19 protein-coding genes are annotated in these 26,567 nt (G+C 66.5%); 10 read left to right on the plus strand and 9 right to left on the minus strand.

The features are described from left to right. Window positions 1–19: 19 nt before the first annotated feature. Genes B0F77_RS33865 through B0F77_RS33875 form a run of 3 tightly spaced genes read right to left on the minus strand, consistent with a single transcriptional unit; the run spans window position 20 to window position 3,752 of the window. Entirely contained in the window at window positions 20–1,168 is a 1,149-nt protein-coding gene (locus tag B0F77_RS33865) for a cysteine desulfurase family protein (protein WP_086667101.1), read from the minus strand. Further along, window positions 1,165–2,403 (minus strand): MFS transporter, encoded by a 1,239-nt coding sequence (locus B0F77_RS33870; RefSeq protein ID WP_245848986.1) that lies wholly within the window; start codon window positions 2,401–2,403, stop codon window positions 1,165–1,167. The genes B0F77_RS33865 and B0F77_RS33870 overlap by 4 nt, the downstream gene beginning before the upstream one ends. After that, window positions 2,400–3,752 carry an MBL fold metallo-hydrolase gene (locus B0F77_RS33875; protein ID WP_086667102.1) on the minus strand — a complete coding sequence of 451 codons (1,353 nt, stop codon included), beginning with the start codon at window positions 3,750–3,752 and terminating at the stop codon, window positions 2,400–2,402. The genes B0F77_RS33870 and B0F77_RS33875 overlap by 4 nt, the downstream gene beginning before the upstream one ends. 54 nt (window positions 3,753–3,806) lie before the next feature. On the opposite strand from B0F77_RS33875, the gene B0F77_RS33880 reads away from it, so the two are divergent. The 5 genes from B0F77_RS33880 (at window position 3,807) to B0F77_RS33895 (ending at window position 8,261) form a co-directional block, all read left to right on the plus strand. Beyond that, window positions 3,807–4,460, plus strand: coding sequence for an ArsR/SmtB family transcription factor (locus B0F77_RS33880; protein WP_086667103.1), 654 nt, complete (start codon window positions 3,807–3,809; stop codon window positions 4,458–4,460). A gap of 11 nt (window positions 4,461–4,471) precedes the next feature. After that, window positions 4,472–5,683, plus strand: coding sequence for an MFS transporter (locus B0F77_RS33885; RefSeq protein ID WP_211294182.1), 1,212 nt, complete (start codon window positions 4,472–4,474; stop codon window positions 5,681–5,683). 94 nt (window positions 5,684–5,777) lie between these two features. Further along, window positions 5,778–6,668 carry a carboxymuconolactone decarboxylase family protein gene (locus B0F77_RS33890; protein WP_086667104.1) on the plus strand — a complete coding sequence of 297 codons (891 nt, stop codon included), beginning with the start codon at window positions 5,778–5,780 and terminating at the stop codon, window positions 6,666–6,668. A 70-nt stretch (window positions 6,669–6,738) separates the two neighbouring features. Continuing rightward, a complete protein-coding gene (locus B0F77_RS49280; protein WP_211294183.1) occupies window positions 6,739–7,080 on the plus strand; it encodes a YciI family protein in 342 nt (113 codons plus the stop codon). Beyond that, window positions 7,077–8,261 (plus strand): RNA polymerase sigma factor, encoded by a 1,185-nt coding sequence (locus tag B0F77_RS33895; RefSeq protein ID WP_245848988.1) that lies wholly within the window; start codon window positions 7,077–7,079, stop codon window positions 8,259–8,261. The genes B0F77_RS49280 and B0F77_RS33895 overlap by 4 nt, the downstream gene beginning before the upstream one ends. Here B0F77_RS33895 and B0F77_RS33900 read toward each other — a convergent pair. From B0F77_RS33900 to B0F77_RS33910, 3 genes are read right to left on the minus strand one after another with little or no spacing between them, the layout of a single operon-like run. Continuing rightward, window positions 8,251–8,874 (minus strand): class I SAM-dependent methyltransferase, encoded by a 624-nt coding sequence (locus B0F77_RS33900; protein ID WP_086667106.1) that lies wholly within the window; start codon window positions 8,872–8,874, stop codon window positions 8,251–8,253. The two genes, B0F77_RS33895 and B0F77_RS33900, sit on opposite strands and share 11 nt — an antisense overlap. Next, window positions 8,871–9,572, minus strand: a complete 702-nt coding sequence (locus tag B0F77_RS33905) for a helix-turn-helix domain-containing protein (RefSeq protein WP_211294184.1) — start codon at window positions 9,570–9,572, stop codon at window positions 8,871–8,873. Before B0F77_RS33905 ends, B0F77_RS33900 begins: the two co-directional genes overlap by 4 nt. A 26-nt stretch (window positions 9,573–9,598) precedes the next feature. Continuing rightward, window positions 9,599–10,174: a TetR/AcrR family transcriptional regulator gene (locus tag B0F77_RS33910; protein ID WP_245848989.1), complete on the minus strand. Its 576-nt coding sequence runs from the start codon at window positions 10,172–10,174 to the stop codon at window positions 9,599–9,601. A 91-nt stretch (window positions 10,175–10,265) separates the two neighbouring features. Here B0F77_RS33910 and B0F77_RS33915 point away from each other — a divergent pair, with 91 nt between their 5' ends. Next, window positions 10,266–11,447, plus strand: coding sequence for a cytochrome P450 (locus B0F77_RS33915; protein WP_086667108.1), 1,182 nt, complete (start codon window positions 10,266–10,268; stop codon window positions 11,445–11,447). On the opposite strand, the gene B0F77_RS33920 is transcribed toward B0F77_RS33915, so the two are convergent. Together B0F77_RS33920 and B0F77_RS33925 are read right to left on the minus strand one after the other, a co-directional pair. After that, window positions 11,416–12,168 carry a hypothetical protein gene (locus B0F77_RS33920; protein ID WP_211294185.1) on the minus strand — a complete coding sequence of 251 codons (753 nt, stop codon included), beginning with the start codon at window positions 12,166–12,168 and terminating at the stop codon, window positions 11,416–11,418. The genes B0F77_RS33915 and B0F77_RS33920 overlap by 32 nt on opposite strands. A gap of 533 nt (window positions 12,169–12,701) precedes the next feature. Continuing rightward, window positions 12,702–14,870 (minus strand): hypothetical protein, encoded by a 2,169-nt coding sequence (locus B0F77_RS33925; RefSeq protein ID WP_086667110.1) that lies wholly within the window; start codon window positions 14,868–14,870, stop codon window positions 12,702–12,704. Between the two features lie 833 nt (window positions 14,871–15,703). Between B0F77_RS33925 and B0F77_RS33930 the strand changes: the two genes are divergently transcribed. Then, window positions 15,704–19,435: an HYR domain-containing protein gene (locus B0F77_RS33930; RefSeq protein ID WP_086667111.1), complete on the plus strand. Its 3,732-nt coding sequence runs from the start codon at window positions 15,704–15,706 to the stop codon at window positions 19,433–19,435. A 626-nt stretch (window positions 19,436–20,061) separates the two neighbouring features. Here B0F77_RS33930 and B0F77_RS33940 read toward each other — a convergent pair. Continuing rightward, window positions 20,062–23,418, minus strand: a complete 3,357-nt coding sequence (locus B0F77_RS33940) for an NACHT N-terminal Helical domain 1-containing protein (RefSeq protein WP_158102893.1) — start codon at window positions 23,416–23,418, stop codon at window positions 20,062–20,064. An 81-nt stretch (window positions 23,419–23,499) separates the two neighbouring features. Here B0F77_RS33940 and B0F77_RS33945 point away from each other — a divergent pair, with 81 nt between their 5' ends. The 3 genes from B0F77_RS33945 (at window position 23,500) to B0F77_RS33955 (ending at window position 26,528) form a co-directional block, all read left to right on the plus strand. Continuing rightward, the gene (locus tag B0F77_RS33945; RefSeq protein WP_086667114.1) at window positions 23,500–24,660 is read left to right on the plus strand and encodes a DUF5677 domain-containing protein; all 1,161 of its coding nucleotides are present in this window, start codon (window positions 23,500–23,502) and stop codon (window positions 24,658–24,660) included. Between the two features lie 430 nt (window positions 24,661–25,090). Then, entirely contained in the window at window positions 25,091–25,540 is a 450-nt protein-coding gene (locus B0F77_RS33950) for a hypothetical protein (RefSeq protein WP_143467026.1), read from the plus strand. Further along, complete coding sequence (locus tag B0F77_RS33955; RefSeq protein WP_086667116.1) at window positions 25,530–26,528, plus strand: tyrosine-type recombinase/integrase; 999 nt, start codon at window positions 25,530–25,532, stop codon at window positions 26,526–26,528. Before B0F77_RS33950 ends, B0F77_RS33955 begins: the two co-directional genes overlap by 11 nt. The last annotated feature ends 39 nt before the right edge of the window (window positions 26,529–26,567 follow it).

Raw genomic sequence — 26,567 nt, forward strand, 5'->3', positions numbered from 1 at the left:
GCTCCTGCTTTCTGTGGTGTCAGCTGGCTGCGGCGACGATGTGGTGTGCGGCCTGGTCGATCTGCTCGGCGGTGCTCCAGCGGCCCAGCGACAACCGCAGGGCGCCCAGGCCGCGGTCGGCGGGCATGCCCATGGCCGTGAGCACGGGTGAGGGCTGGTGGTTGCCGCTGTGGCAGGCCGAGCCGGTGGAGGCGGCGATTGCCGTTGTGGCGTCGAGCAGTTCGTGTCCGGCGATGCCGTCGATGCTGATGTTGAGGGTGTTGGGCAGCCGGGCCGAGCCAGGGCCGTTCAGGTGGACTCGGCCGGGCAGTGCGGTGGTGAGCCGGTGGTGCAGGCGGTCGCGCAGCTCGCGGATGCGGTCGTGGCCGCCTGATGCGAGGTCTTTCGCGGCGAGTTCGGCGGCGGTGCCGAGGGCGACGGCGAGAGCGACGTTCTCGGTGCCCGCGCGCAGGCCGTGCTCCTGGCCACCGCCGTACACCAACGGCTCCAGGGGTACACCGGGCCAGATGCACAGGGCGCCGATTCCCTTGGGTGCGTACATCTTGTGCCCCACCACCGTCACGAGATCGAGCTCGGTCGCGTCGAACTGGATCTTGCCGATCGCCTGGGCGGCATCGGTGTGGAACACCACGCCGTACTCGCGGGCGATGCGGGCCAGTTCGTCGATCGGTTGCAGGGCACCGGTTTCGTTGTTCGCCGCCATGACGGACACGAGGACGGTGCGCGGGTTGATCGCCGCGGTGAGATCGGCCGGGTCGACCAGGCCGTCGGTGTCGACGGGCAGGAACGTGACCTCCGCGTTGTGCCAGCGGCGCAACGCCTCGCACGCTTGGAGCACGGCGGGATGCTCGGTGGGCTGGGTAATCACGTGCGGCCGGTTGACGCCGGAGGCGAGCACGGTGCCGCGGATGGCGAGGTTGTCGGCCTCGGAGCCGGACCCGGTGAACACGATCCGCTCAGCTGACGTGCCGAGAAGCGCTGCGACCTGATCACGGGCGTGGTCCAGCGCGATGCGGGACTCGCGGCCGTAGTGGTGTGTGCTGGACGGGTTGCCGAACTCCGCGGTCAGGTACGGCAGCATCGACTCGGTCACCGCTGGATCGATAGGTGTGGTGGCGTTGTAGTCGAGGTAGATCGGTCCGTCGAGGAGTCCACGTGGGACGGTCACGTGTTGACCTTCCTGTTGGAATGGGTTTCGTACATGCGCACGGCGACCACGATTCCGGACAGCGCTGTGAGTGCGGCGACCACCCACACCGCGGCGCGCAGGCCCCAGAGGTCGGCGACGATGCCGCCGAGCAGAGCGCCCACCGCAAAGCCACCGTCGCGCCAGAGCCGGTAGACGCCAACCGCTCGCGCACGCCACGCTGGGTGCGCGACGTCGCCGATCGTCGCCAGCAGGGTCGGGTAGACCATCGCGGTGCCTGCGCCCAGCAGCACGGCCGCCACCAGCCACACCGTGAAGGTGTCGGCGACCGCGACGAGCGCGAGCGCGGCAGCTTGGATGAGCATGCCTGCGGTGATCAGGTGTTTGCGGCCCCACCGGTCTGACAGCGGGCCGGTGACCAGTTGCCCGAGGCCCCACACGGCCGGGTAGACGGCGGCCAGGACACCGATCTTGGCGACCGAGAGGCCGGCGGTGGCGAACAGGATCGGGAACAGGCCCCACGCCAGACCGTCGTTGAGATTGTTCACCATCCCAGCCTGGCTCGCCGCCGACAACGCGGGCTCCCGCAGGCTCGTGCGGGTGAAGATCTCCCGGTCACTCGGCATGCCCTCAGCGGCAGCGGGGTGCTGTGTCGCTTCAAGCCGGGCGTGTTCTCGGGTCTCCCGCACGGCGAACACGGTCAATCCGATACCGAGGACCACATAGGACAGTCCGAGCAGGAACGGTGCCGGCCGCAGGCCGTAGCGGGCGGCGAGATAGCCGGTGGCGAGCGCGGTGACCGCGACGGCGATGTAGCCGGCGGCTTCGTTGAGGCCCATCGCGAGGCCACGGCGGGACGGTCCGGCCAGGTCGATCTTCATGATCACGGTGGTGGACCAGGTCAGGCCTTGGTTGACGCCGAGCAGCACGTTCGCCGCGACCACCCAGCCCCACGACGGCGCCCAGATCAGCATCAGCGGCACGGGGATCGCGGCCAGCCACCCGGCCAGCAGCACCGGGCGGCGCCCGAAGCGGTCGGACCAGGTGCCCGCGAAGTAGTTGGTGGCGGCCTTGGTCAGACCGAACGCGACCACGTAGGTGAGCACGAACGTATAGCCGGTCAGGCCGAACTCGTCCTTGGCCAGCAGCGGCAGCACCGCGCGTTCCTGTCCGAGCACACCGCCGACCAGTGCGTTGACCGCGACGAGCAGGCTGAACTGGGCGAGGTTGGCGCGCAGGCCGAGTTGGAGGCTCACCGGCCGCTCTCCAGGCGTCCGCCGGTCGCGTCTGCCCAGTCCTGAGGTCCGCCGGTGAGGACGGCGACGTCGCGGTGTCCTGCCTGTTCGAGGAGGCTGGCCGCGCCCATAGCGCGCTCCCCGTGGCCGCACATCACGACCAGCGGCTCCTGTGGGACTTCGTCGACGCGGCTGGGCAGGTCACCGAGTTCGACGTGCTGCGCGCCCGGCAGGTGCCCGGAGGCGAACTCGGGCTCCTGCCGGATGTCCAGGACCGGTCCGCTCACCTGGTCCGGGCCCACCAACCTGGTTGTGGTCGTGGGAAGTTCGGCGGCAGTCCACGCGTCCATCCCGCCGGCGAGCTCGCCCGCGAGGTCGAGGTAGCCGATCTTGGCCGCCTGCCAGACGATCTCCGCCGGGTCCTGGCCAGCGCCACGCACCACGACGAGCGACTGGTCGTGCGGCGCCAGCCAGCCGAGCCACGATGCGAACGCCGGCCGCAGCGGAATCGACAGCGCGCCGGGCACGTGCGCGGCGGCGAACTGGTCGAGCGGCCGGACGTCGATCAATCGCGCGCCGTTGGCCAGCAGCCGCCGCACCGCACCAACTTCTAGCGGCGGCAGCTCAGGTGTTCCCACCAGAACGCCCTGGCGGTTGATCTCGCCGAGCCGGCGGAAGTACGGCGGGTAGCTGCCCAGTGAGCCGAGCAGCTCCTTCACGAAGGCGTCCTCGTCAGCCGCACGCAGCAACGGGTTCGTCGCCTTCTCCCTGCCGATCGTGCTGGTTCGGTCCGCGCCAGGCGGAGCCGAGCAGAACGATCCGGCTCCATGCGTGGGCCAGACCGCCACGTCGTCGGGCAGCTCGGCGAGCCTGCGCAGCGACGCGTACTGAGCGCGAGCGAGCTCCTCGGTCCGGTCGGGTGAGACGAGGTCGGTGCGGGCGGCAGCGCCGACGATCAGCGAGCCACCGGTGAACACCCCGAGCGGACGGTCGCCGTCGAGCAGCAGGTACGACAGGTGCTCGTCGGTGTGGCCTGGTGTCCCTAACGCTCGCAGCCGTAAGCCACCGAGGTCGACCTCGTCACCGTCACGCAGCCCGCTATGTGCGAACTCGCGGTGCCCGGCCGCTGAGGCGAGCACGCGGGTGTCCTCGGTCGCGGAGAGCTGGCGGGCGCCGGACAGGAAGTCGGCGTGCAGGTGGGTGTCAGCGGCGAACGCCACGCTCAGCCGACGTCGCTGCGCCGCGCGGCCGATCTCCCTCAGGTCGAGGCTCACGTCGACGACCAGCGCCCGGCCGTCGCCCAGATCGACCAGATACGCGGAGTTCCCCAGCCCCTCGTCGACAAGCGAAAGCACCTCAGCCACGGTCATCGTCTCCTTCCCACATCCAGTGTTCTACACTATTCCAAGGATGATTGGAGAACCATGGGCGATCGGGATGCCAAGAACGCGTTGTTCGACCAGTTCGCTCGGGTCGGCAAAGCCCTCGCGAGCGGCAAACGACTGGAGCTGCTCGACCTGATCGCTCAGGGCGAGCGCACGGTCGACGCGCTCGCGAAGTCGGCGGAGCTGGGACTGACGACCGCGTCGGCGCATCTGCAGACGCTCAAGCAGGCCAATCTCGTGGTCACTCGGCGCGAGGGCACGAAGATCTTCTATCGGCTCGCCGGAGACGACGTCGCCGCGCTGTTCGCGCAGCTGCGCACCGTCGCGGACGACCGGCTGCCGGACGTCCGCACCGCGCGTGAGGCCTACCTCGGCGACGACACGGAAGCAGTCAGCCGCGAGGAGCTCCTCAAACGCGTCCGGTCGGGACGCGCGACGGTGATCGACGTGCGGCCCGCCGAGGAGTACGCCGCCGGGCACATCCCCGGTGCCGTGTCCGTTCCGCTGGACAAGCTGGCGGACCGGCTAGCCGAGCTTCCGGTCGACCAGGAGGTCGTGGCGTACTGCCGCGGCGCCTACTGCGTGCTCTCGCACGAGGCCGTCCGGCTGCTCACCGCGCAGGGACGAACTGCCCGGCGCCTGGCCGACGGCATGCTCGAGTGGCGCCTCGCCGACCTCCCCGTCGCGGTCTGACGCCCCGAGAAATGGACACTCTGATCAATCGTCACCCTGCCCAGCGACGCATCCTGACGGTGCTTGTCGCGGCCCAGATCCTCAGCGGCGCCGGACTGGCCGCGGGCATCACCGTCGGCGCGCTGCTGGCCCAGGACATGCTCGGAGCCACCAGCGCTGCAGGCTTACCCGCGGCCCTGTTCACCATCGGCTCCGCGCTCGCCGCTCTTCTGTTTGCCCGCGTCTCCGGCCTGCACGGCAGACGCGTCGGTCTCGCCGGCGGTTACCTCACCGGCGCAGTGGGCGCGCTCGGAGTCGTCATCGCCGCCGCCACCGACAACGCCGTGCTGTTGTTCGTCGCATTGTTCGTCTACGGCGCCGGCAGCTCGACCAACCTGCAAGCCCGCTACGCCGGCGCTGATCTGGCTGCCCCACAAGGCCGCGGCCGTGCAGTGAGCACGGTGCTCGTCGCCACCACGGCCGGCGCGGTGCTCGGCCCCAACCTCGTCACCCCGACCGGCGAGCTCGCCGCGAGCTGGAACGTCCCGGTGCTCGCGGGGCCGTTCATCCTCGCGCTGTTCGCCTACACCGCAGCCGCCATCGTGCTGTGGGTGATGCTGCGGCCCGACCCACTCCTCACCGCCCGGTCCCTGCCCGCCGATCCCGTGGCGAGCGGCAACTCCAGCGGCAACAAACGGCTGCTGCTGATCGGCGCGACCACCATGGTGATCATCCAGCCGGTGATGATCGCGATCATGACCATGACCCCGGTCCACATGCGCCACCACGGCCACGACCTGGCGGCCACCGGGTTCGTCATCGCCGTCCACGTGGCCGGGATGTACCTGCCGTCGCCGATCAGCGGCTGGCTCGTCGACCGAATCGGCAGGCTGCCGGTCGTCGCCGCCTCCGGCGTCACCCTGCTCGCGGCGGGGCTGGTGGCCGGTTTCGCACCCGCCGACTCCACCGCGCTGCTCGCCCTCGCGCTCGGGCTGCTCGGGCTGGGCTGGAACCTCGGACTGGTCAGCGGCAGCGCGCTCGTCACGGACACAGTTCCACTCGAGACTCGCGCCACCGTGCAGGGGCGGATCGACACGGCCATCGCCGTGTCCGGTGCCACTGGTGGCATGGCCTCCGGGTTCGTCGTCGCGAGCAGCAGTTTTCCCACTCTGTCGTTCGCGGCAGGAGTCATCGCGCTGGCTCTCGTGCCGCTGGTAGCCGTCCGCCCGCGTCTCAAGGTCTGATTTTCTGGGGTCGATCTGGCCCTGCGTGTCGAGTTCGGGTGGGGTTCGATCGTCTTCTACTCGACGAGATGGCCGCCCCCACCGGAGGTGCGTGATGCGACTCGACGTGCTGGACCACGAGCACCGGCTGCGCGTCCGGATGTTCTTCTCCTTCGCGGAGCTGACCTCGCGGGTGCCGATGTCCGACGTGCCGAAGACACTGCTGTACCGGCCGGAGTTCCTCGGCGCACCGCTGCTCGACCTGTCCGCCGAGATGATGCGCGGCCCGTCGTTCTGGACCGCGGGTGAACGCGAGTACATGGCGATGTTCACCGCCCAGCTGCTGCAGTGCCCGTTCTGCATCGACAGCCACACCGAGATGACCAGGATCGCCTCAAACGGCGAGATCGACGCGGCCGACCCCGGCTCGGCACGACCCGAACTCACCGCGGTCCTAGCCCTGCTGGAGAAGGTCACCACCGCGCCGGACGAGGTGAGCGCGGCCGACGTCCCTCAGGGTGTTGGGCGCGAGGCGGTGCTGGACGCGTTGCACGTCAACCTGATCTGGAACATCGTCAACCGGCTGGCCAACGCGTTCGGCTTCCAGCTCGACTCCGAGGAGCAGCTCCTCAAAGGCACGAAGTCGCTGCACCGCTTCGGCTATCGCTTCCCAGGCTTCCTGACCGGCCCGACGAACGGCGTCACGACCGGTGATCGGTACGTCCGGCTGGTCGGCAACCTGCGCACGACGGTGTTCGACTCCCCCGCCAAGACCGACCCGGCGACGCGGCGCGCTGCGGCGAGCGGTGAACCGGCCGACGCACCGTGGGCGTCGTATGCCGCGAAGGTCCGCGACTCGTCGTTCCGGGTGACCGACACCGACATCGCCGATCTCAAGTCCGCGGGTCTCAGCGAGGACGAGATCTTCGAGATCACCGCCGCCGCGGCTGTTGGCGCCGCGCTGCGCTGCCTCAACGCGGGCCTACGGGCTGTCCCGCAAGGCTGATCGAAATTCCTCGCGGCCGATGTCGTGGCAGGCTCGGCGCCGATCGTCTTCTGGTCAGGAGGTGTCGAGCATGAAGTACGTGCTGATGTTCTGCGAGACCGAGCAGTGGGAGAAGGACTGGGAGGCGATGGACCAGGCCGAGCGCGACGCGGGCTTCGCCAAGGTCCAGCAATGGATGGCCGAGCATGCGAACAAGATCACACACAATCGCAAGCTCGCCGGGCCGGAGACCGCGACCACCGTGCGGCTGGAGGACGGCGAGCCGATCATCACCGACGGCCCGTTCATCGAGGGCAAGGAAGTGGTCAGCGGCTACGTCGAGGTCGAGGTCGCCGATCTGGACGAGGCGCTGCGCATGGCGCGCACCTGGCCTGCCTGTCCGGTGGTGGAAATCCGCCCGGTCTTGATGTGACCTCACCGGATGCCGTGCTGGCCCGCGTGGTGCGTGAGCACGCGGGCCGACTGGCCGCATCCTTGGTGTCGCTGCTGGGCGACTTCTCGGCCGCCGAGGACGTCGTCGCCGACGCGGTGGAGACGGCACTGCGGCGGTGGCCGATCGAGGGTGTCCCGGAGAGGCCGGACGCGTGGCTGTTCACCGTGGCCAAGAACCGCGGGCTGGACGTGCTGCGCCGCCAAGCCCGCTACCGCGAGAAGCTCGCACAGCTGCAGTGGCCCGTGCAGCCCGAACCGGACGACCGGCTAAGGCTGATCTTCACCTGCTGCCACCCCGCGTTGTCCCGCGAGGCGCAGATCGCGCTGACGTTGCGCGTGGTGTGCGGGCTGACCACCGCGCAGATCGCCCGCGCGTTCCTGCAGCCGGAGACCACGGTGGCGCAACGGCTGACCCGCGCCAAGCGCAAGATCACCGACGCGGGCATCCCCTACCGGATTCCCGCGCCTGAAGAGCTCGGCGAGCGGCTCGCGCAGGTGCTGCACGTGGTCTACCTGACGTTCAACGAGGGCTACCTGTCCAACAGTCCGGACCGCGTGCAGTCATACGACCTCGTCTCCGATGCCGAGTGGCTCGCCTCGTTGCTGCACGGACTGATGCCGCGCGAGCCCGAGATCGCCGGCCTGCTCGCCCTGATCCGGCTACACCGCGCTCGCGCTGACGCCCGCTTCTCCCCCGACGGCAACCTGGTGCAGCTGCAGGATCAGGACCGGTCGCGGTGGGACCAGCAGGTGATCGGCGAGGCCGTGGAGCTGCTCACCCGTGCTGCCCGCGATCGCCGTCCTGGCCCGTATCAGCTCCAGGCGGCCATCGTCGCGTGCCACGCGGAGGTGAAGTCCTGGGAAGACACCGACTGGCCGCAGATCGTGATCCTCTACGACATGCTGCTCTGCCTCGCGCCGTCCCCTGTGACCCGGCTGCACCGCGCGATCGCGCTCCGGTACGTCGCCGGGCCGGAGAAAGCGTTGGCCGAACTGGATTCCCTCGCCTTGGACCGCTACCACCTCTACCACGCCACGCGCGCCGAACTACTCCGCGACCTCAGCCGTGACGACGAGGCACGCGAGGCAGATCAGCGCGCGTTGACACTGACCGCCAACCCTGCCGAGCAGGCTCTGCTGGAACAGCGGCTCAGGCTTTGACCGCGGCCACCCGTTCGACCATGCCGAGCTTGAGCCGTTCCTGCCGCTGCACGACGAACCCGGCCTGTTCCACCAACGGCAACGGCCGCCGGGTTTGGTAGTCGCCGCACATCCGCACGCTCAGCTTCTCCAGCAACGATTGTCCGAAGTGGACAACTCGGTGGTGACTGCCGACGTGGTCGAGCAACAACAGCTTCCCGCCAGGACGCAGCACGCGGTGCATCTCGGCGATCGCCGCACGCTCGTCCGGGACGCCGCACAGGCCGAGCGTGCAGACCACGGTGTCGAATGACTCGTCCGGGAACGGCAGCGCCTGCGCGTCTCCCTCGTGCAACTCGACTTCACGCCCGAGCTCGGCCGCGCGAGTGCGGGCGATGTCGAGCATAGCCGGGCTGAGGTCCAGGCCTGTGAGCCTGACGTCCGCCGGGTAGTGCGGGAGGTTGAGGCCGGTGCCGATCGCCACCTCGAGCACGTCACCGGTCGCCTGCGGGCACACCCATTCACGGCCGCCGCTGAACTGGACGCGTTCGAAGAACCCGATGTCGCGGTCGTAGCGCGGCGCATAGCGATCCCACACCTCACGCAGACCTTCGTTGCTGAGCTTCTTGCTCATGTCGATGCCCCTTCAGGCAGCAGTCCACGCGTGAGCAGGCCTGCCAGCGTGGATGGAACGGCAGCGGTGTCCTGAGGCTCTTGCCGGGCGGGGTCCCAGTGCAGATGCACCGCCCACAACACACAGGTCTCCAGGATCGTGCGAGCGACCAGCGGCGCCGGTCCGGGAAGCCGCAACGCCTTGCGCCGCTGGAGATACTCGGTCAGCACCACAACGAGACCCGACCGGCCCTGGCCGAACCAGACGTCGGCCAGCTCCGGGAGCTCGGGGGCGCAGCGGTCGACCAGCTTGATACTGACCCGGTGCCGGGACAGCGTGTCGTACAGGTTCGTGATGATCTCGGTCAGCTCCACGTCGAGCGGGCCACGTCGTCGTTTCGACAACGCCTCGACCAGCCGCAGCTGCCCGACCTCGCCCCCCAGCCGCTCGGCCACCATCGCGGCCAGCTCGCCCTCCGCCGGCGCACGGACCGGCAGGTCGGCCACCTCGGGCAGCGACTCCACCCCGTCGGCGAACCGCAGCGCGGCCCCGAGCAACGCGTCCTTGTTCTCGACGTAGCCGTAGACGGTGCCCTTCGCCACCCCCAACGCGTCGGCGACGTCCTGCATCTGAGTCCGTTGGAAGCCCTGCGCGATGAACGTCTCGGCCGCGGCCGAGACCAGCTTCGGGAACATGTCCGCTGAACGAGTGCGTGGCACCCGCCCAGCATAAATGACCGACCGGGTCAGTCAACACCGTTCGCCGCCCGGATGGCGCTGTGCACTACCAAGGCGATGCGGTCAGCGGCCTGCTCCGGGTCAGGTTGACCGGCGTCGAGCCAGGCGATCACGGCCTCCAGGGTGACTGTCGGCACGTACTGCACTGCCCAGTCCAGCCACGGACCTTCCGGAATCACCGCGGCCAGCTCGCGCCGCGTGACCTCCGCCGACATCGCACGGATTCCGTCGACCACGTCGCGGAAGTCCGGTTCCCGCGCGGCATGCCTGAACAGCAACCGGAACCCGTCCGGATCTTCGGCGGCAGCGCGCATCAGTGCAGAGATGCTGCCTTCGTCGTAGTCACCGGAGCCGACGGTCGCCTCAAGCCGAGTACACGCCCTGTCAAGCACAGCTCGGTACAGGTCGGCCTTCGAGTCGAAGTGCCGATACAGCAACACAGAGGTGACCCCGGCTTCGGTTGTCACACCGTCGAGCCCGGTCGCCACATATCCAGTACGGGCGAACGCGCGGGTCGCGGCGTCCAGGATCTGCTCGCGCCGCTGAGCACGCGGCATGCGCCGCACGTTCTGAGGACCCGCCACCACTGCACCTCCACTTGTTTAGATCAGACTAAACAAGTAGCTTTGTTTAAGTCAACTTATACAAGAGGATATAAACAAGGGGGCGCACACGATGGTTTTGCCTGCTCAACTGCCGTTCGATCAACCCCAGCCGTTGCAGGTTCCGCCGCAACTGCGCGTACTCCAGTCCCAGGGCGCGGTCCACCGGATCCGCACGGCAGTGGGCCACGACGCATGGCTGGTCACCGACTACGCCTGCGTGCGCGAGCTACTCGGCGACGACCGCCTCGGCAGATCCCACCCCGACCCGCAGAACGCTGCACGCACCGGCGAATCCGCCCTGTTCGGCGGCCCGCTGGGAGACTTCGTCACCGAACGGGCCGACCACGCCCGCATGCGGGCGCTGCTGCAACCGCACTTCTCCCCCAAGCGCATGCGCGCACTACGTCCCCGCATCGACGCACTGACCGCACAACTGCTCGATCAACTGGCCACCTCAGGGTCTCCAGCCGATCTGCACGCCGCGGTCGCGGTCCCGCTGCCGATCCTCGTGATCTGCGAGCTGCTCGGCGTGCCCTACGACGACCGCGACCAGTTCCGCGCGTGGACCGAGGCCGCCGCGAACATCAACGACCACACCGTCTCCGAACAAGGTCTCGGCAACCTGTTCGGCTACGGCATGCGCCTCGTCGAGACCAAGCGGCAAGAGCCCGGCGACGGCGTGATCTCCCGCCTGTGCGCGACCGACGGCGTCTCCACCGAGGAAGCCGCCATGCTCTCCATGGCGCTGCTGTTCGCCGGCCACGAGACGACCGTGGTCCAGATCGGAATGGGCGCGCTGCTCCTGCTGGCCAACCCCGATCAGTGGAACGCACTGCGCGACGACCCCGGCCTCATCCCGAACGCCGTCGAGGAGATCCTTCGCGCGCCAGGCAAGGGCGGCGGTGGGATCCCCCGCTACGCCCGCACCGACATGGAGATCGACGGTGTCAGGATCAGCGCCGGCGACCTCGTCCTGCTCGACATCGGCGCCGCCAACCACGACGCGACCGTCTTCGCCGAGCCGGACCGCGTCGATGTCTCGCGCCAGGCCTCCGCTCATCTCACCTTCGGACACGGCCTCCGCTACTGCATCGGCGCACCACTGGCCCGCATGGAACTGCAAGCCGTGTTCTCCCAACTGATCCTGCGCTTCCCCACCATGCGCCTCGCCGTCCCCGTGGAGGACCTGACGATCCGACGCGACGTGCTGACCGGTGGGCTTACCGCACTTCCGGTGACGTGGGCCCGTTGACCTCTCGCAGGGTGCGTTCGTGCTCCTCGGCGTCAAGGATCTCCCACGTCGCCTGGCCGATGGCGAGGACGACGCGGGCAGGCAGGGCGACGCCGCCGATCTTCGGGTTGTCCTTCAAGCGGACTGGAGTTCCCAGGTCGACTCCGCCGAACATCGCGTGGGAGTCGTCGACGAAGTACATCCGCTCGGGCATGAGCTTCCCGAAGTGGCCACTGGGCATGACTCCTGCCATTTTGAGATGCCCCATGCCCAGTGCTTGCGCCATGCGCTCGCGGGCGCGAATCAGAGGTCGCGGACGCCAGGTGGCGAGCGGCATCGCCGAGCTGAGGACGTTGATCACGTCGAGGAGTCCGGTCGAGCGGGCGGTGAGCGTCCATTCCAGTGCAGGTGAATCCATCGTGATGTGGGCAGAGGTCTTGCCGGTCCAGGTGACCTCGATGTGGGCACGTCCCGTATGGCTGCAGGCGGCGCCGTAGTAGCGGGGGCACGCTGTGTCGATTCGTGGGCCGTCGACGTAGATCGCCCAGTTGCCGTCGGGATCGCGGTGCCAGACGGTGAGGTACGGACCGAAGTCGCTTTGCGGGAACACCCGCAGAGCAAGTACGTGGCCGGAGTCGAACGGCAGGCCGAACACGCCCCACCCCTTGGCGTACTCGTGGCCGGGCCATGGGGCCGTTCCCGTTGTTACGGGCAGTTTTGACAGCGCAGACAAGTCGAGCATGGTCATCACCTCATGCCGGAGCCCACGGCTCGCACGAGTCACGGGCATCGAAGGTAAGCCGATCAGCCCGGCACCGCTCGTTAGCCCCCGACAAAGTACGGCAGCAGCCGCGCAAAGCGATGTACCTCGTCGCTGGAAGTAGCCCAAAGATCTGTAAAGAGAACTGGAGCTGCGCCGTTGGAGAAAGCGCGCCGAGACCCTGGTTCGACCCCGCGGATGTCAACGACGTCGAAAGCGAGGCTGAGGGCCAAGGCCCCCGGACTTCATGAAAGCTCGGTGACTGCGACCTGCCCGCGCAGCGGTTGGGTTCGATCGAGACGGGTCGTCGACACCCCCACTTGGGTCAACCGAACGGCAGGTTCGAGAACCAGCCCGCACAGACTATCCAGCGGTCGGCCGTAGCGGGCTCGACCAGTTTGCTCACTGTTCGAGCCCGCCATGAACACCAGGCTGCCTGCTGCGGCTACGCCATGACACGCAGCCGAACTACGGCGACAGTCGGCCTATAGCTCCAGACCAACCTGGCTGTCAGGTCACGAACACGACGCCGGATGATCCGCGACGTCGGGCCACGCACTGATCCGGTCGAACGGCACGTTGTAGATCACCGGATGTGTGCGGGCCAGGCACAGGTACGTGCTCCCGTCCTCAATGGTCGAGATCCTGCCCGCACCGTCGATGAACCACGAGCCGTTGCCCAACCAGTCGGGCTTTTTGAGAATGACGTTGTCGGGCACGTTCCCGCCGTGCCGCACTCCGGTGTACGACCAGGCCGGACCAGACCGATCGCACGTCAGGTCGACGTCGACGACCGGCGTCGAGCCGCCGGGCAGGATCAGCACGAACCTGTCGCCGTCTTGTGAAGGCTGGACGTCGTCCATCACGTATCGGCTCATCGCGAGACAGTTGAACTGGTCGTTGGTATCGATGTGGATCGCTCGGACCGGCCGTCCACCGCCCGTTTCCACGAGGTAGGCGCGTCCGTCGTTGATCCTGGCGATGTAGGAGTGATCACCGGACGGGCCGTCCAGACGCCCTGTCGCGGGCGGAGGAGGCGGCGGCGCCAACGTGCGCATCCGGACCGTCCGGCCCTGGCTCTGCCAGATGTCGGCGGCGGACAGGGCGAGGTCCACGGCGACCAAGGGCCGGCCGATGAACTTCGCGATCAGCCGTGCCCCGCTCGCCAGCTTGGCCTTGAGGCGGTCATTCCCCACATACCGTTCCGCGGCCTGAGCCATGAGTTCGGCGAGGGGCTTCGAGATGCACTCGAGGAGCGCACCGGCGAAGTCCGCACCAGCGAGGAAACCCAGCTCCGCCGCGCAGGTCACGTACAGCTGGTGGGCGCGCTGGACATCGTCGAGCGGAAGCAGGTCGAGCGCCTCGTCGAGAACGGCGACGACTTGCTGAGCGGCCACCCATCCGGAGGACCAGCCGATCGCGGCACCTGCGTCCAGCACCGTGTCGCCGCTGCCGACTGTCTTGCGGACCGTCAGTTTGCCGTTCGGAGGCAGGTAACCCTGCTCGATCGCGCTGTCCGCGAGCCAGTTGCTGAGCACACCCATGTCGCCGCGGACGGCTGAGTGGTCGAACGTGCCTCCGGTGGGCACGGCCGGGAACACAACGCCTGACTTCACCAGCCCGCCACTGTTGTTCTCGAAGGTCCACTCCCCCGTTTCACCCATCATGTCCGCGACGCAGCCGAGCCCGCTCGTCGTGAACCCCGCCGTTCGTGCGCGCACGTTCCGCACATCGCAATTGGTCGCCGAGAGCGCCATGGTCCGTGCCATTGCGGTCGCCCATTGCACGGACAGCGCGCGGTCGGAGGTGTCCCTGGCGGCAACGCCAGAACAGGCGAAGATGCCGGTGCGCGCGGGATCGGCGCAAGTGCCAGGAAGGTAAGTGGTGAAAGTGCTCAGCGACGAAGCCGCTGCGGTCACTACTCGACCTTCCGGTGTCGTCGACTCGACGGTTCCCTGGTTGAAGGAAGCCGACATCTCCCCGTTGCCGCGGTCGTGCGCGACCACGAGGTCGTCGATCCCCTCGGAATGTGGCGGTGCGGGCACCCGTACCGCGACTTCCGGCGTCCAAGTTCCGTGGATATGGAAGTCCGCGCTCGGCAGCACGCCGAGCTCACCTGGCAGGGGCTTCACCGTCGCCCATGCCCCGGTCTGGCTGACCACGCGCCCTGGTGGCACGAAGAGGGTGTACCTGGAGTCCTCGGCGGAGACCTCGGCGCCGTGCTGTCCGGACGCCCAGCGCCAGCTGGTGCCGGAGAAGCGGAACGGCGCGGGGGTCACGCACACGGCACCGTCGTCGACGAGCCGCTTCACCGCTGGTCGTGACAAGCCGGGCACACGCGGGGCCACGACCTGATCCAGGTTCTGCGGAAGGGGACGCGCAGCGATCAACCGATCGACGGCGGGCCGACCGAGGCCCGTACGCGACGTGATCTGGTCGAGCGACGCGGACTGCAGGTCGACGGCGCTGCCTCCCGCAGCACATGCCAGAGGCGAGGGCGGGGGCAGTTCTGTCGGAGTCGCACAGGCAGACTCCACCAGCAACGTCTCCTTGGACGGGCCGATGCCCGCCACCGAGATCAGGTCGACGGTCCGGTGCCAAGGCCGGCCGCTCACCACTGCGGTGGCCACAGGCTTCGCCAAGTGCAGCACCCGTTCGATCTCCTGGGCAGCCGCGGTGTTCACGTCAATCTGCCCAACCAGGCAATCCCGAGCCAGCGGTCGCATCGCTGCGACCGGATCGGTAATGCCCTGTTGTGGGTTTTGCAGATCGACGGACGACATGGCGGCCTGGTCAGGATTCGGTTCCGCCTGCGCCGCCGAAGGGATCACCGCGCTCCACGCGCCCAAGGCCACGACAACGGAAATCCGGCACAACAAAGGGACATAACCACGTCTTCGAATCATCCTCACCACTCCAGCCGAACATGCCTTCACCGCAGGCATGACAGCATTGCCCGCGACAAGGGAGTCACCGTTCCCACCGATTGCGAGACAATTCCAACCCTGCTCCTCACCAGGGCCTGATCACTCGATCGAATGCCCTCAGCCAGGTGTTACCTGGCCCCACTCCGTTCATCCAGATGCCGCAGCGCCATAGCCACCTGGAATAACGGTTACAATTTCCAGTCGAGGACAAGCTGCATGTGCTCACAACAGCCAACGCGGGAGGGGTCCGGAACTGGCGGACGCCGCATCGTCGAGCAACCACTTCACAAGCCACAACGCCACCTGGTAACACGGAGGCATCGTCAATGGTCGCAGGCACTTCGATCGAGGGCTCAACCAGCGGCCGAAGCTGCGGCACGGCATCATGACCGAGCCGACCGAATCCACCAGTGCACGGATCATGTCCGAACCCACAAGAGGCCAATATTCCTATTAGTCATGGAATTTCTGCTTCGAGGTAACGCGAACCGCGCGAGTTGCGACTTTGCTATCACCAACCGAGGCGGCGGCTAGCACTAGTGATCGAATGCGGTCGCTCGCAGGTCGATCAAGGCCGGAGATGAGCCGAGATGACCATGACACGAAGAGCTCGAACATCCGCCCTTCGGCTGCTCCTGACGATCAGCATGCTGGTCGGTGCCATCTGCATCGCCGGCCCCGCCCTGGCCGCCCCATCCGGCTACATCTGGCTGTCCAAAAGAACAGTCCCTGATTGGCCGCTGCGGCGCGACGGCAACTTCGCCCGGACCACGGGCTATCTTTCCACGTCGCTCGACGGGCGCTACGGCCTCATCAGCGCGGGCACCGCCAACCCTGCGCATCCAGGAGGCGACTGGACATCCATTTACCTGAGCGACAGCTTCGCCGGCCAGCTCACTCTCGCCAGCACGGATGAACAGGGGCAGAAGTTCGCGTCAACCCTGGTGAACGTAAATGGGATCCTGTCACCTCACGGTACCTGGATGGCATGGACTCACTACGACCCAACGACCACGTTCAGCACCGTCTTCGCCCGCGACAACCGCCTCGGCCGGGTATTCCGGTCGATATCAAACGACAACGCACAAGGCGCCTTGTTCGTCACCGACGACGGCAAGGTCTACGGGAACTTCCATGCCTCGCCAGCTGCTGGTGCACCCATCGAAGTGTGGAATGTGCCAGGCTCCACCCTTAGCGTGTTGCAGCTGCAACCCCAGCCCGGCCCCGCCTACGTCGCCACGATGAGCGGCGATGGTAGAACGGCGATTGTGGTCTCAGGAGGCAAGTACCTCGCCTACGACGTCGCCACCGCGGTCACCTCCCCACTGCCGCTGGCAGTTCCGCCGAAGATCTACGTCAACGCCATCAGCCAGACCGGCCGGTACATCGGGTTCACCTCCGAGGACCCGAGTCTTAACCCTGAAGGGCTCACGAAACGGCACGTGTATCTCTTCGACAGGGTGACCGGCACCACGACCTGGATATCTGCACCTGGGCACGGCGGAACATCCGACCCGGCGGTGAACTACTGGCTGGCGCCCCGCAGCATTTCAGACGACGGACGGTTCGTGATCTTCGGCGCGGAAGGCGTGCAGTTCATGCCGCCTTTGGACCCCGCCCACGCTGGAGAACGCGTACTTTACTTCTACGGCGGCACGTTCGAGCGAGACGTGAGAGCCGCCGACACCCGGCTGGTGGTCGCGAGCTACGCCAACGGCATCGCGCCCAACGCTGGCGTGGTGCAGTTCGACACCTTCAGTTTGGATTCTGCTGATCCTCCCGGAGACTTCGACGTCTACCTGTCGGGCGCCCCGAATCCGCGGGTCTCCGCTCCGTCGGTATCCGTAACCGGCATCTCGGCCGGCGCGAACTACGAGTTCGGCGCGGTGCCGACTGCGTCGTGTTCGGCGGTGGACTCCGCCGATGGAACCTCGGTCTTCAGCGCCACGCTCACCGGCCCGTCCGGCCCGCGGGCGGCCGACGGGTTGGGATCGGTGACGGCGTCGTGCGCCTACACGAACTCCGCGGGCGTGTCGGACTCAGCGTCGGCGTCGTATTCCATTGTGGACACGACAGGACCATCAGTCTCCGTACCGGACGGGGTGCACGTCGAAGCGTCGGGAAAGTCGACGCCAGTCTCGTTCGTGGTGACCGCCGTCGATCTGGTCGACGGCTCCCGAGCGGTGTCGTGCGATCACGCAATCGGCAGCGGTTTCCCGGTCGGAAAGACGGTGGTCAACTGCGGAGCCAACGACGTAGCGGGAAACACGGCTTCGGCAACGTTCGAGGTGACGGTAGTCGACACGACGGCGCCGACGCTCACGCTGCCGTCGAGCGTGACCGTGGCTGCGACGGGATCCAGTGGCGCGGTAGCCACCTATTCCGCGCCGACCGCTGATGACGCCGTCGACGGATCGGTTGCAGTCACCTGCGACCACCCCAGCGGAGCACTGTTCGCGTTCGGCACGACCGTGGTCACCTGCACCGCCAAAGACGCTGCGGGCAACACAGCCACCGGATCCTTCACGATTCGGGTGCAGGACCAGGGTGCTCCGGTGATCAGCGTCCCCGCACCGTTGACCATCGAGGCATCGGGGCCTAACGGAGCCGCCGCGAACTATCCCGCGGTGACGGCTGTCGACGATATCGACGGCGTTCTTCCCGCAACGTGTGACCACGCCAGCGGCGCAGTGCTGCCACTGGCAACCACTGTGGTGACCTGCACCGCCACAGACCGCGCCGACAACACAGGCTCATCCACCTTCACCGTGACGATCGTGGACACCACTGCCCCCACGGTGATCGTCCCGGCCCATAAAACGGCCGAAGCCACAGGGCCCCTAGGTGCCACGGTGACCTTCCCCGCCGCGGCCGCGAGCGATGCCGTCGATGGGTCAGTGATGCCGACATGCACGAACTCATCAGGAGACCCGTTCGGTCTCGGCGACACCATCGTGACCTGCACCGCAGTGGACAGAGCAGGTAATTCGGCCAGCGCAACATTCGTCGTGACCGTCAACGACTCCACCGGGCCGGTTGTGACGGTTCCCGCCGCAGCAACCGAGGAAGCCAGCGGCCCAGACGGCACACACGTCAACTACAGCACCGCGACGGCCATCGACACCGTCGACGGACCGATACCTGTTTCCTGCACACCGGCCTCCGGATCGATATTCCGACTCGGCCTCACCACCGTCACCTGCACCGCGAGCGACGCTCACGGCAACACCAGCAGCGGATCCGTCACCGTCACCGTCACTGACAGCACCCCGCCGAGGATGGTGCTGCCCGCCAACCAAACCAAGAACGCGACAGGGCCGTCCGGAGTCACTGTCGACTTCTCCTCCCCCACTGCGATCGACACCGTCGACGGAACGGTCTCCGTTGCCTGCGACCACCAGTCCGGAACCGTCTATCCACTTGGTACGACCACAATCACCTGCACCGCGTCCGACCACGCCGCCAACGTCACTCGCGGCTCGTTCACCGTCAGCGTTATCGACGCCGACTCGCCCGCCGTCACTGTCCCCAGCACCATCACCGCTGAAGCCGGCGGCCCCAACGGCGCCATCGTGACCTACCCCGTCCCGTCCTCGCACGACACCGTCGACGGCGACCTGCCGGTCACTTGCGATCACGCCTCAGGCGCCACATACCCCCTGGGCGACACCACGGTGACGTGCAGCGCCACCGACAAAGCGAACAACGCCAGCACCAACACCTTCACCATCCGGGTAGTCGACACCACGCCTCCCTCGTTGACTCATCTCGCGGATCAGGTCGTCACCGCGACGACCTCGAACGGCGCAAGCGTCTCCTACACGCCACCTACCGCAACGGACCTCGTGAACGGTGGTCTATCGGTCGGCTGCACTCCCTCGCCCGCAACTACGTTCAGCCTCGGAACCACCAAAGTCACCTGCACGGCCACCGACGCAGCAGGCAACGTCGGCAGCACCTCGTTCCAAGTAGTCGTCACCTACAGCTGGTCAGGACTCCTGCAACCGGTGTCCGAAGGAGCTACCTATCGGCTCGGCGGCACCGTTCCGGTCAGGTTTTCGCTGACCGGTGCCAGCACTGGGATCACCACCGCCACCGCGCGGCTGTGGCTGGCACAAGTCGCGGGTGGCAGTCCATCGAGCGAGATCACGGCGACCCCCACCGGCTCAGCCACCTCGGGCAACACGTTCCGCTACGACCCCACCAACAACCTGTACATCTTCAATCTCAGCACCAAATCCCTCGAACCCGGCAAGTGGCGACTCCGCATCGACCTCGGCGACGGCTCCAGTCACGTCATCACCATCACCCTCACCCGATAGGCCGCTACTTTCACTGCCACAAGATCACCAAGAAGCGCCTGTTGATCGGAGCGTCGGCGGTGTGGCGTCACGCGTCGCACTCCTTCCAGGACAACACGTTGTCGCTGATGCCGGTCGCCATCGCTCTGTTCGCAGCCGGTCCAATGTGGTGGGACGTTCACCTCTGGGGTGTCTGGTGGCCCGTCGGCGTCGTGGCGCTCGGCCTGTTCTGGTTGTTACGACGATCCAGCTCACGGAAAACGGACGACTCCTCCGGCAGCGGATCGCCGGCGGAGAACATGCGCAAGGCCATCAAAGTCGCCAGGGTTCCTGCGCTAATCACCGGTATCGGGCTGCTCGTCACCGGGTGGATCGTCTACCCGTTGGTCTCGATCAACCAGCAGGGCTCGGTGGTTGATCGAAATCGTCGACACAGTCGCATAGGGGGTGGCGAAGCGGTTTCCAGCCGCGGCGGCCCTGGGCCTCGCCTGCCCCGTCGCCGCAGTCGTAGCGGCTTGGTTCGAGCTACGCCGCGGCTAAAGACCGCTCGAGTTCAGCCGCGACCGAACGCCTACAGGGCTGGACGGGGATGGTCTCTCAGCCATACCAGGCATCTCGCTGCTGCAATATCGCTTCTCAACCAAGGTTCATCCAGCTGACAGTCTCAACGATGGGAAGCGGCGTTCGAGTCGTTGAATCGCCACGTGGTCCGGACGAAGACGCGCTGCGCGCCGAACCAGCTCCAACACCGGCTGGCGCACGGAGCCGCGGCGTCTCAGTTCCCTTTGCCAGTGAGCCTCCGCATCGTCAATGATCTCGGTGAGGGCGTTGTCCAGCGCCTCGGCAGACAGTTGGTCACAAACCTGCAGAAACTCAGACAGCCCCTCGCGATCGGACCCGTGAACTTCCAGAAGCAGCCCTTTCTTGATCGATTCGTGGTTGGCTGCCAAGACCCGTTCTGCCGTGTAAGCGTGACAGCCTCCGAGTGCGGTCAGGGCATCTGCCGCGAGCTTCCAACGCCCAGCTGAGGCATCAAGGTCAAGCGCCACGCCGCGGCTCAGCGCCTCGATTGTCGCCTGTGGAGCGAGGACTGCGTGCAAAGCCACCAACGGGTCCGAGTCTGCAAGCATCGGCGCGATCATCCGCTCGGCCTCCTGCCGCCTGGCTTCTGCCATCACTGCAACGATCTGCAACATGTGCATGTCGTTCTGACCGAAGTACGGCTCGATGGCCTCAGCAAGCGCTGACATGTCCACGGCAGCAATGATCTTCTCGAAGGTCCCTAGGTCGGCTTCCCAGACGAACTCCATCAGTTCCGAGAGTGCTTGCCACCCTCGGGGCACAGACGAGCTGATCGCGCGGGCCAGCGCCATGGCGTCGAGCTTCGAGACGAGTTCGGCTGCCAACCTCCTACTGCGTCTTGTTGGCTTTCGGTAGCGCAGGAAGTTCGGGCCGAATCCGAGTACGTGCCATAGAAAGTCGTACACGCCGTCAGGCCAGGACTCCACAGGATCGGCGTTGATCGCGGCGGCAACCTTTGGCAGGAACACCTCTCCCAACCGCAGGCTAAGCGGTGGATTAAGCCATGCGATCGTCTTTGCCATTTGACAGCCTGCCCAAGCCTCGCTCTTGTTGTCCTTGAACAGGTCGAGCAGGGCCCTGGCGTCGAGTGCCTCGGCTATGGACGCGTGCAGCGCAGGACCACCGGCGTACCAGATCCTGTCGACCGCCTCTCCAAAGATTGCGGCTGATGTCATGTCGTCGGCGACCCACCTGGAGGTCAAGCTGCGCACGTCGATGTCCCGTAGAAGCTCCGTGGTGAAGTCGCTACGTTCCGCGCCAAGCCAGTTGAACAACTCCCTCAGGCCTGAAGCGTCCTTAGCCGTCATCTCATCGACCCACTGCTTGAGCACGGCAGCCAGGGAGGTGACTTGGCTCGTCTGCGCAAGGCCGTCCTGCCAACGCCCGAGATAGCAGAAAACATAAGCGCGGAGGCCGATGTCGGTGCCTCGCTCGCCCACGGCTACGAGCCGATCGATCAACTGCGCGATCGTTGCGTCGCTCGCAGCGCCGTACGACCGCAGGATCCAGATGTGATGCCAGCCGAACCCGTGCCAACTGGTGAGCCAGGCAAGTCCGGTGAGACTGGTCGTCGGATCAGCGATCGCAGCTTCGACGACAGCGGCGATGATGCGGCGGTCTCGCTCCACCTCGTCCCTCGGTGGAGGTGGAGACGGAGTCGACTTGCGAAGCGCTGGTTGTGCCGTCACCGGTCGGTCCCCCGTATCCACGATTGGGGGTACCTTCGGTCGTACGTCTGGTGGCGTCTCGTGTGGATAGGGATCCAGTAGATACCGCAGAGCGTTCCACGCTGCCTGAACGTGCGCGCACCTGTAGAAGCCGTCCTCTTCGTAGATCAACTGTTCGGCGCGCAGAACCTCGAGGGCTCGAACTACCCATGCCTCGTCACGTCCTATAAGGACCGTCTTCTCACGAAGAGCTGCCAGCGACGTGCCCGCGTCTGCGGTCGCAATCTGCTCGACAGCGATGACAACCAGCGCTAGGTGGGCTTCCTCTCGATCACGCACTCGTGCGATCGCTCCCGCAACGCGACGCCACCTACCGGACAACACGAAGCAGAACTGCCAAGGCGTTCCCTGGTTCGCCGCGGCGCGGAGACGAGGAACTACCGACTCGTCATGAAACCTCTCACCCACATTCGGGTCGACGCGACTCACCTGCCGAGTCAGTGAGGCAAGATCTTTCGACAACTCCGCGTGAAGCGTTGCTACGGCACGCTTCTCCACCATCCGCACCACGGGCGCAGGCCCTCGCACCTCCTCCGTGCTTACGACCAGAACGCAGCGATCTGGCTCTGCAGCCTCGAGAATTTCGCGCAAGGTATCGCCCGGAACGGACTGAGCATCGTCGATCAACGCGATGAGAGGGCCTTCGACGGCAAGCAGTTCGTCCACGAGCAGGCTGCCGTCGACGTGTCGTGCCGAGTCGCGGAGCCGCAGGGATTTCCATCCCTCGCGGACCCGATCGGCGATGACCTGAAACGCGGTGACCGACTTTCCGCTGCCGCTTCTACCCACCAGGATTGCCGCGCAGGTGGCCTCAAGCGCGGTCTGCACCTCAACGACCTCATGAAACCGTGGGCAGACGTCAGCGGCTCCGGGACCGAGAGGACTGCCGCTCAGCGCCGTCGCGAGCTCCCAGCGTCCGCCGAAACGAATGGGGCGCCAAGCAGCCGTTCCAAGATCCGAGGCAATCAGTTCCGTCGGTGATCGGTCACCCCAATAGGTGATGTTCAGATTGCCGGACACGTGGCCCGCCTGGACAACCGGTCCGGAGACCGAGCCGTCGACGGAGTTCTGCACAACGGAACCGGATGGCCCTGCTTCAGGCTGCGACGCTAGCAACGGATCCAGCCGGGCGTTTAGTTTGGCGAACTCCTGCAACACGGTGAGGTCCAGCGTGGTCAGTCTCGAGAGCGTCTCCGTGCCGGCTGCGACTAGAAACTCCTGCCGACGGGTCGTCAACGCTACAACCTGAACGCATGCCGCTTGGAGCAGCTGATCGAAGTACTCCTCGCCGTCCCCGCCGAGCGCTGTCCGTCGCAGGATCTCGTCGGCGCCGTTTCGAAGGGCAGTTGCCAGACGACCTGAATCCGCGTTATTGCGCGCAACGAGACTCTGCTGGTCGCCGCACTGCTCAAGTACCTCCACCACGGCAGCAGCGGCGGCAGCTCGATCGTTCTCGGAGAGGTTCCTGTACTCGTGTCCGTACGCGACGTACAGTTCGTCGCCCAACCGTTGTGCCACCTGGGAAAGTGCGCGATGGACCTTCCGGTCGTCGGACAGGCTGGCAGCGCGCCCGCCGAGCACACCCACGGTCCCGCCACCCAACTCGCCCGCGACCTTGCTACCAGTGCCGGCTTCGACGGCGAACTTCACCACCGTCTCCGCAAGCTTGACGAGCACGGCTCCGAGCAGCGACACATTCTCCTCCCCCACCATTCGACCAACTAGAGGCAGTATCGCTTAGACCAGACCGCCGCATGTCAGCCGTAGCATGCCCCCATGAGGCTCCTCAGGCGCGGGGGACGCGACGACTTCGACCATGACACCTTCACGATGCTCGTCGAAGGAACTCGCCGATTCACGGACGCCGGCCTAGCAGAGGACGAGGCCACAGAAGCTTCAGCGAAAGCCTGGATCCAGGCGATGGACCGAACTGCCCCTGTGGTGGCCGCAGGCATCCGGCGAACCGCGCCACGAATGTTGCGACGCCGCCGCCGGGGACACAAGCTGTTCCAGCGCGCACTCCAGGCGTATTGGGGACGTCCGCTTGATCTCTATCTCGCCGTCTGTGTCGCCGTTCACGAGGCTGGGGAGCGGTTCGACAAGCGGCTGGCCCGCGAAGCCGAGGAGCGACAGGATTTTCACTTCGAGGTGCTAACCGGCCTGCACGCTCGGGCATGCCGGACAGCCTTCGAGGTGCATCACGCGCTCGCCGGTGGCTTTCCCATGGCCGCGCTCGCTCGCTGCCGCACCCTGCATGAGATCGCTGTGATCATGCGCGTCCTCTCAGAGTTCGGAGAGACCGACGACCACGCAGATCTGGCTGAACGCTTCTACCTTCACGAGGCGGTCCTGACCGCCAAGGACGCGAGGACTTACCAACTCCACTGCGCCGAACTGGGAACCGATCCTCTCCCCGCAGAGGAGATCACCCAACTCGAGCAATCTCGACAGGAACTCCTCGACAGGTTCGGGACCGAGTACAAGGAGTCTTACGGCTGGGCCACAGGACTCAACGGACTGAGACGTCCCAACTTCGCCGAGTTGGAGAAGCTCGTCAACGTCGCCCACCTTCGAGGTCACTACAGCTGGGCCAGTCACGAGATCCACGCCGATGCGAGAGGGTCGTTGCTCAACGTCTTCGAGCAGGGGCAGACGCTGTACAAGCAGACCGGACCGATGTTGTTCGGGTTTGCCGAGCCCGCCGTCTGGGCGCTGGCATCGCTGGAACTGTGCGTCCGGACGTTGCTGCACAGCACAGACAAGGTTTCTCCGATTGAGCTTCTTGGTTGCAAGGCGTTGGAACATCTGATCGCCGACGGATCCCAGCTGTTCGAAGACGCAGAAACGTTCGTGGAGAAGATGGAACAGCAGGCGCATCGCTGGACTCCATGGAGACGTCACCTTTGGGTCAGGTGGCGCCTGATCTTTTCGAAATAGTCGCAGCACCCGACGTTTGGCGACTAGGCGAATTCAGCTCGAGAGGTCCGCAACCAGCTGGAATCATGCAACATCCGCCGGTCTGGTACCTTCTGCAACCATGGAGCAGATTCCCCAGTTGGGGGAACTCTCCCCGGTTGCAGGTAGTCGGAGGCATGACGGGACGCCGGTGCGTCTCCCCCGTTTTGGGGAAATTGCCCCGCGGTGGGGGTTCAGTCCCCCCTCGGACACCAGAACGGCTGGAATCCCAGCTCCATAGTCCCACGCAAGGTCAGCGATCAGCTACCGAGCGTGGGATTTCTCGTTCCGCTGGGACTTCCTCTGGGCCTGAGCAGCGGGGTGACTTCCCCTCTTCCCCGGCGCCGCGTGTCTACGCGGCCGCAGTTAGCACCACTGTCGCTGGAATTTCAGCTGCGGGTGGTGATCCCGCGTGACTGAACGTCCAGTGCCGCCGTTATTGCCACCGGAACCGCCCGCACGGCACCTATCCAGGCAGGTGCTCGCTCCCGTCGAACAAGGCAGTGAGCCCTCGGACCTGCTGGTGGCCGCGGCGAAGGTCGACCATTCAGGCCGTGTCGGCGACCGCGTCCTGCTCGATGCGTTGGGCTGGCGGCCAGGCGACCGACATGGCGTTCGGCTGATCCGGCACGGCGTGGAGTTGTACCGCTCCCCCTCCGGACGATTCCGCGTCGACGCCCGCGGTAACGTGTTTCTGGCAGCCGCAACTCGAAACCTGCTCGGAGTTCGCAGCGGCGACCGCGTTGTGCTCGTCGCAGCTCTGAACACCAAAAGGCTGCTCATCCATCCCATCGCCGTTGTGACTGCGCTTCTCGCGAACCTGTACCGCGAATCCGTGGCGGTCGATTCCGATGTCGAGTGACGCGGAGAAGCTGCGCCTGGCGCAGAACCTTGTCGAGGAGCTCGGCATCCGCTGGGCCGACGTGACGGCGCCCCGTGCGATTCCCACGATCAGCGAGTACCTGCCACACGTCGTCGCGGCCGCCACGCCAGCGCAGCGAGACAAGTACGCCAACTACTGGAGTCGCGCCGAGTTGCTGTTCGGCGACCGGCGGCTCGACGAGCTGCGGACGAGCGACATCCTGGCGCTGCAACAGGAGTCAGCCGGCTCCGCCCTTCGCCGGTCCAACAACCGCAATGGCCGACACGCTGGCGAGGGATGTATCCGCGCGATGCGATTGCTCTACCGGCTCGCCGTGGCCGACGGCCTCATCAGCAGCAGAGCCAACCCTGCCAATCGTGCACCGCTCCCCCGTAGGCTGCCCAACCTCCGCCGCGCACTCACGGTCGGAGAACTCGCCGAGATCTACGACGCCGCCTACAACGGCGGCAACGACGTCGTGCTCGACGCCCTGCTTCTGCGCCTGCACGTCGAGAGCGCCTGCCGCCGGGGCGGCGCGCTCGCCCTGTCCGTGAACGACCTCGACGAAACACTGTGTTCGTTGCGGCTGCGGGAGAAGGGCGGAACCACGCGCATGCAGCCCATCAGCCGCACGTTGTGCTCGGCGCTGCGCATCCACGCCCAGTGCCGCGGTGCGGTGTCCCCAACCGACACCCTTCTGCGGTACGCGAACCACACGCCGTTGACGAGCCGCCGCTACGACCACCTCTGGTCCCGCATCCGCGCAGCGCTCCCCTGGGCTGCCAAGCTCGGCGTGTCCACCCACTGGCTGCGCCACACCACACTCACTTGGGTTGAACGCAACTACAGCTACGGCATCGCCCGCGCCTACGCCGGCCACACCGACACCAAAGGCGGCTCCACCCTCACCTACATCAAAGGCGTACCAAGCGAAGTCGCCACCGCACTGTCGGCGTTGACCGGCAAACCTCATCCGCTGTCGCGTTGACGATGATCGGCGCGTTGGAGCTCTATCCCTCGTGTGGGT

Source organism: Lentzea kentuckyensis (assembly GCF_002150765.1).
In the GTDB taxonomy this organism is placed as follows: Bacteria; Actinomycetota; Actinomycetes; order Mycobacteriales; family Pseudonocardiaceae; genus Lentzea; species Lentzea kentuckyensis.

What these genes read in the sequence shown, in the direction of transcription:
- B0F77_RS33880 (WP_086667103.1), top strand. Translation starts at nt 3,807, where the DNA reads ATGGGCGATCGGGATGCCAAGAACGCGTTGTTCGACCAGTTCGCTCGG.
- B0F77_RS33920 (WP_211294185.1), bottom strand. Translation starts at nt 12,168, where the DNA reads ATGCTCGACTTGTCTGCGCTGTCAAAACTGCCCGTAACAACGGGAACG.
- B0F77_RS49280 (WP_211294183.1), top strand. Translation starts at nt 6,739, where the DNA reads ATGAAGTACGTGCTGATGTTCTGCGAGACCGAGCAGTGGGAGAAGGAC.
- B0F77_RS33900 (WP_086667106.1), bottom strand. Translation starts at nt 8,874, where the DNA reads ATGAGCAAGAAGCTCAGCAACGAAGGTCTGCGTGAGGTGTGGGATCGC.
- B0F77_RS33875 (WP_086667102.1), bottom strand. Translation starts at nt 3,752, where the DNA reads ATGACCGTGGCTGAGGTGCTTTCGCTTGTCGACGAGGGGCTGGGGAAC.
- B0F77_RS33945 (WP_086667114.1), top strand. Translation starts at nt 23,500, where the DNA reads ATGAGGCTCCTCAGGCGCGGGGGACGCGACGACTTCGACCATGACACC.
- B0F77_RS33885 (WP_211294182.1), top strand. Translation starts at nt 4,472, where the DNA reads ATGGACACTCTGATCAATCGTCACCCTGCCCAGCGACGCATCCTGACG.
- B0F77_RS33915 (WP_086667108.1), top strand. Translation starts at nt 10,266, where the DNA reads ATGGTTTTGCCTGCTCAACTGCCGTTCGATCAACCCCAGCCGTTGCAG.
- B0F77_RS33890 (WP_086667104.1), top strand. Translation starts at nt 5,778, where the DNA reads ATGCGACTCGACGTGCTGGACCACGAGCACCGGCTGCGCGTCCGGATG.
- B0F77_RS33930 (WP_086667111.1), top strand. Translation starts at nt 15,704, where the DNA reads ATGACCATGACACGAAGAGCTCGAACATCCGCCCTTCGGCTGCTCCTG.
- B0F77_RS33955 (WP_086667116.1), top strand. Translation starts at nt 25,530, where the DNA reads ATGTCGAGTGACGCGGAGAAGCTGCGCCTGGCGCAGAACCTTGTCGAG.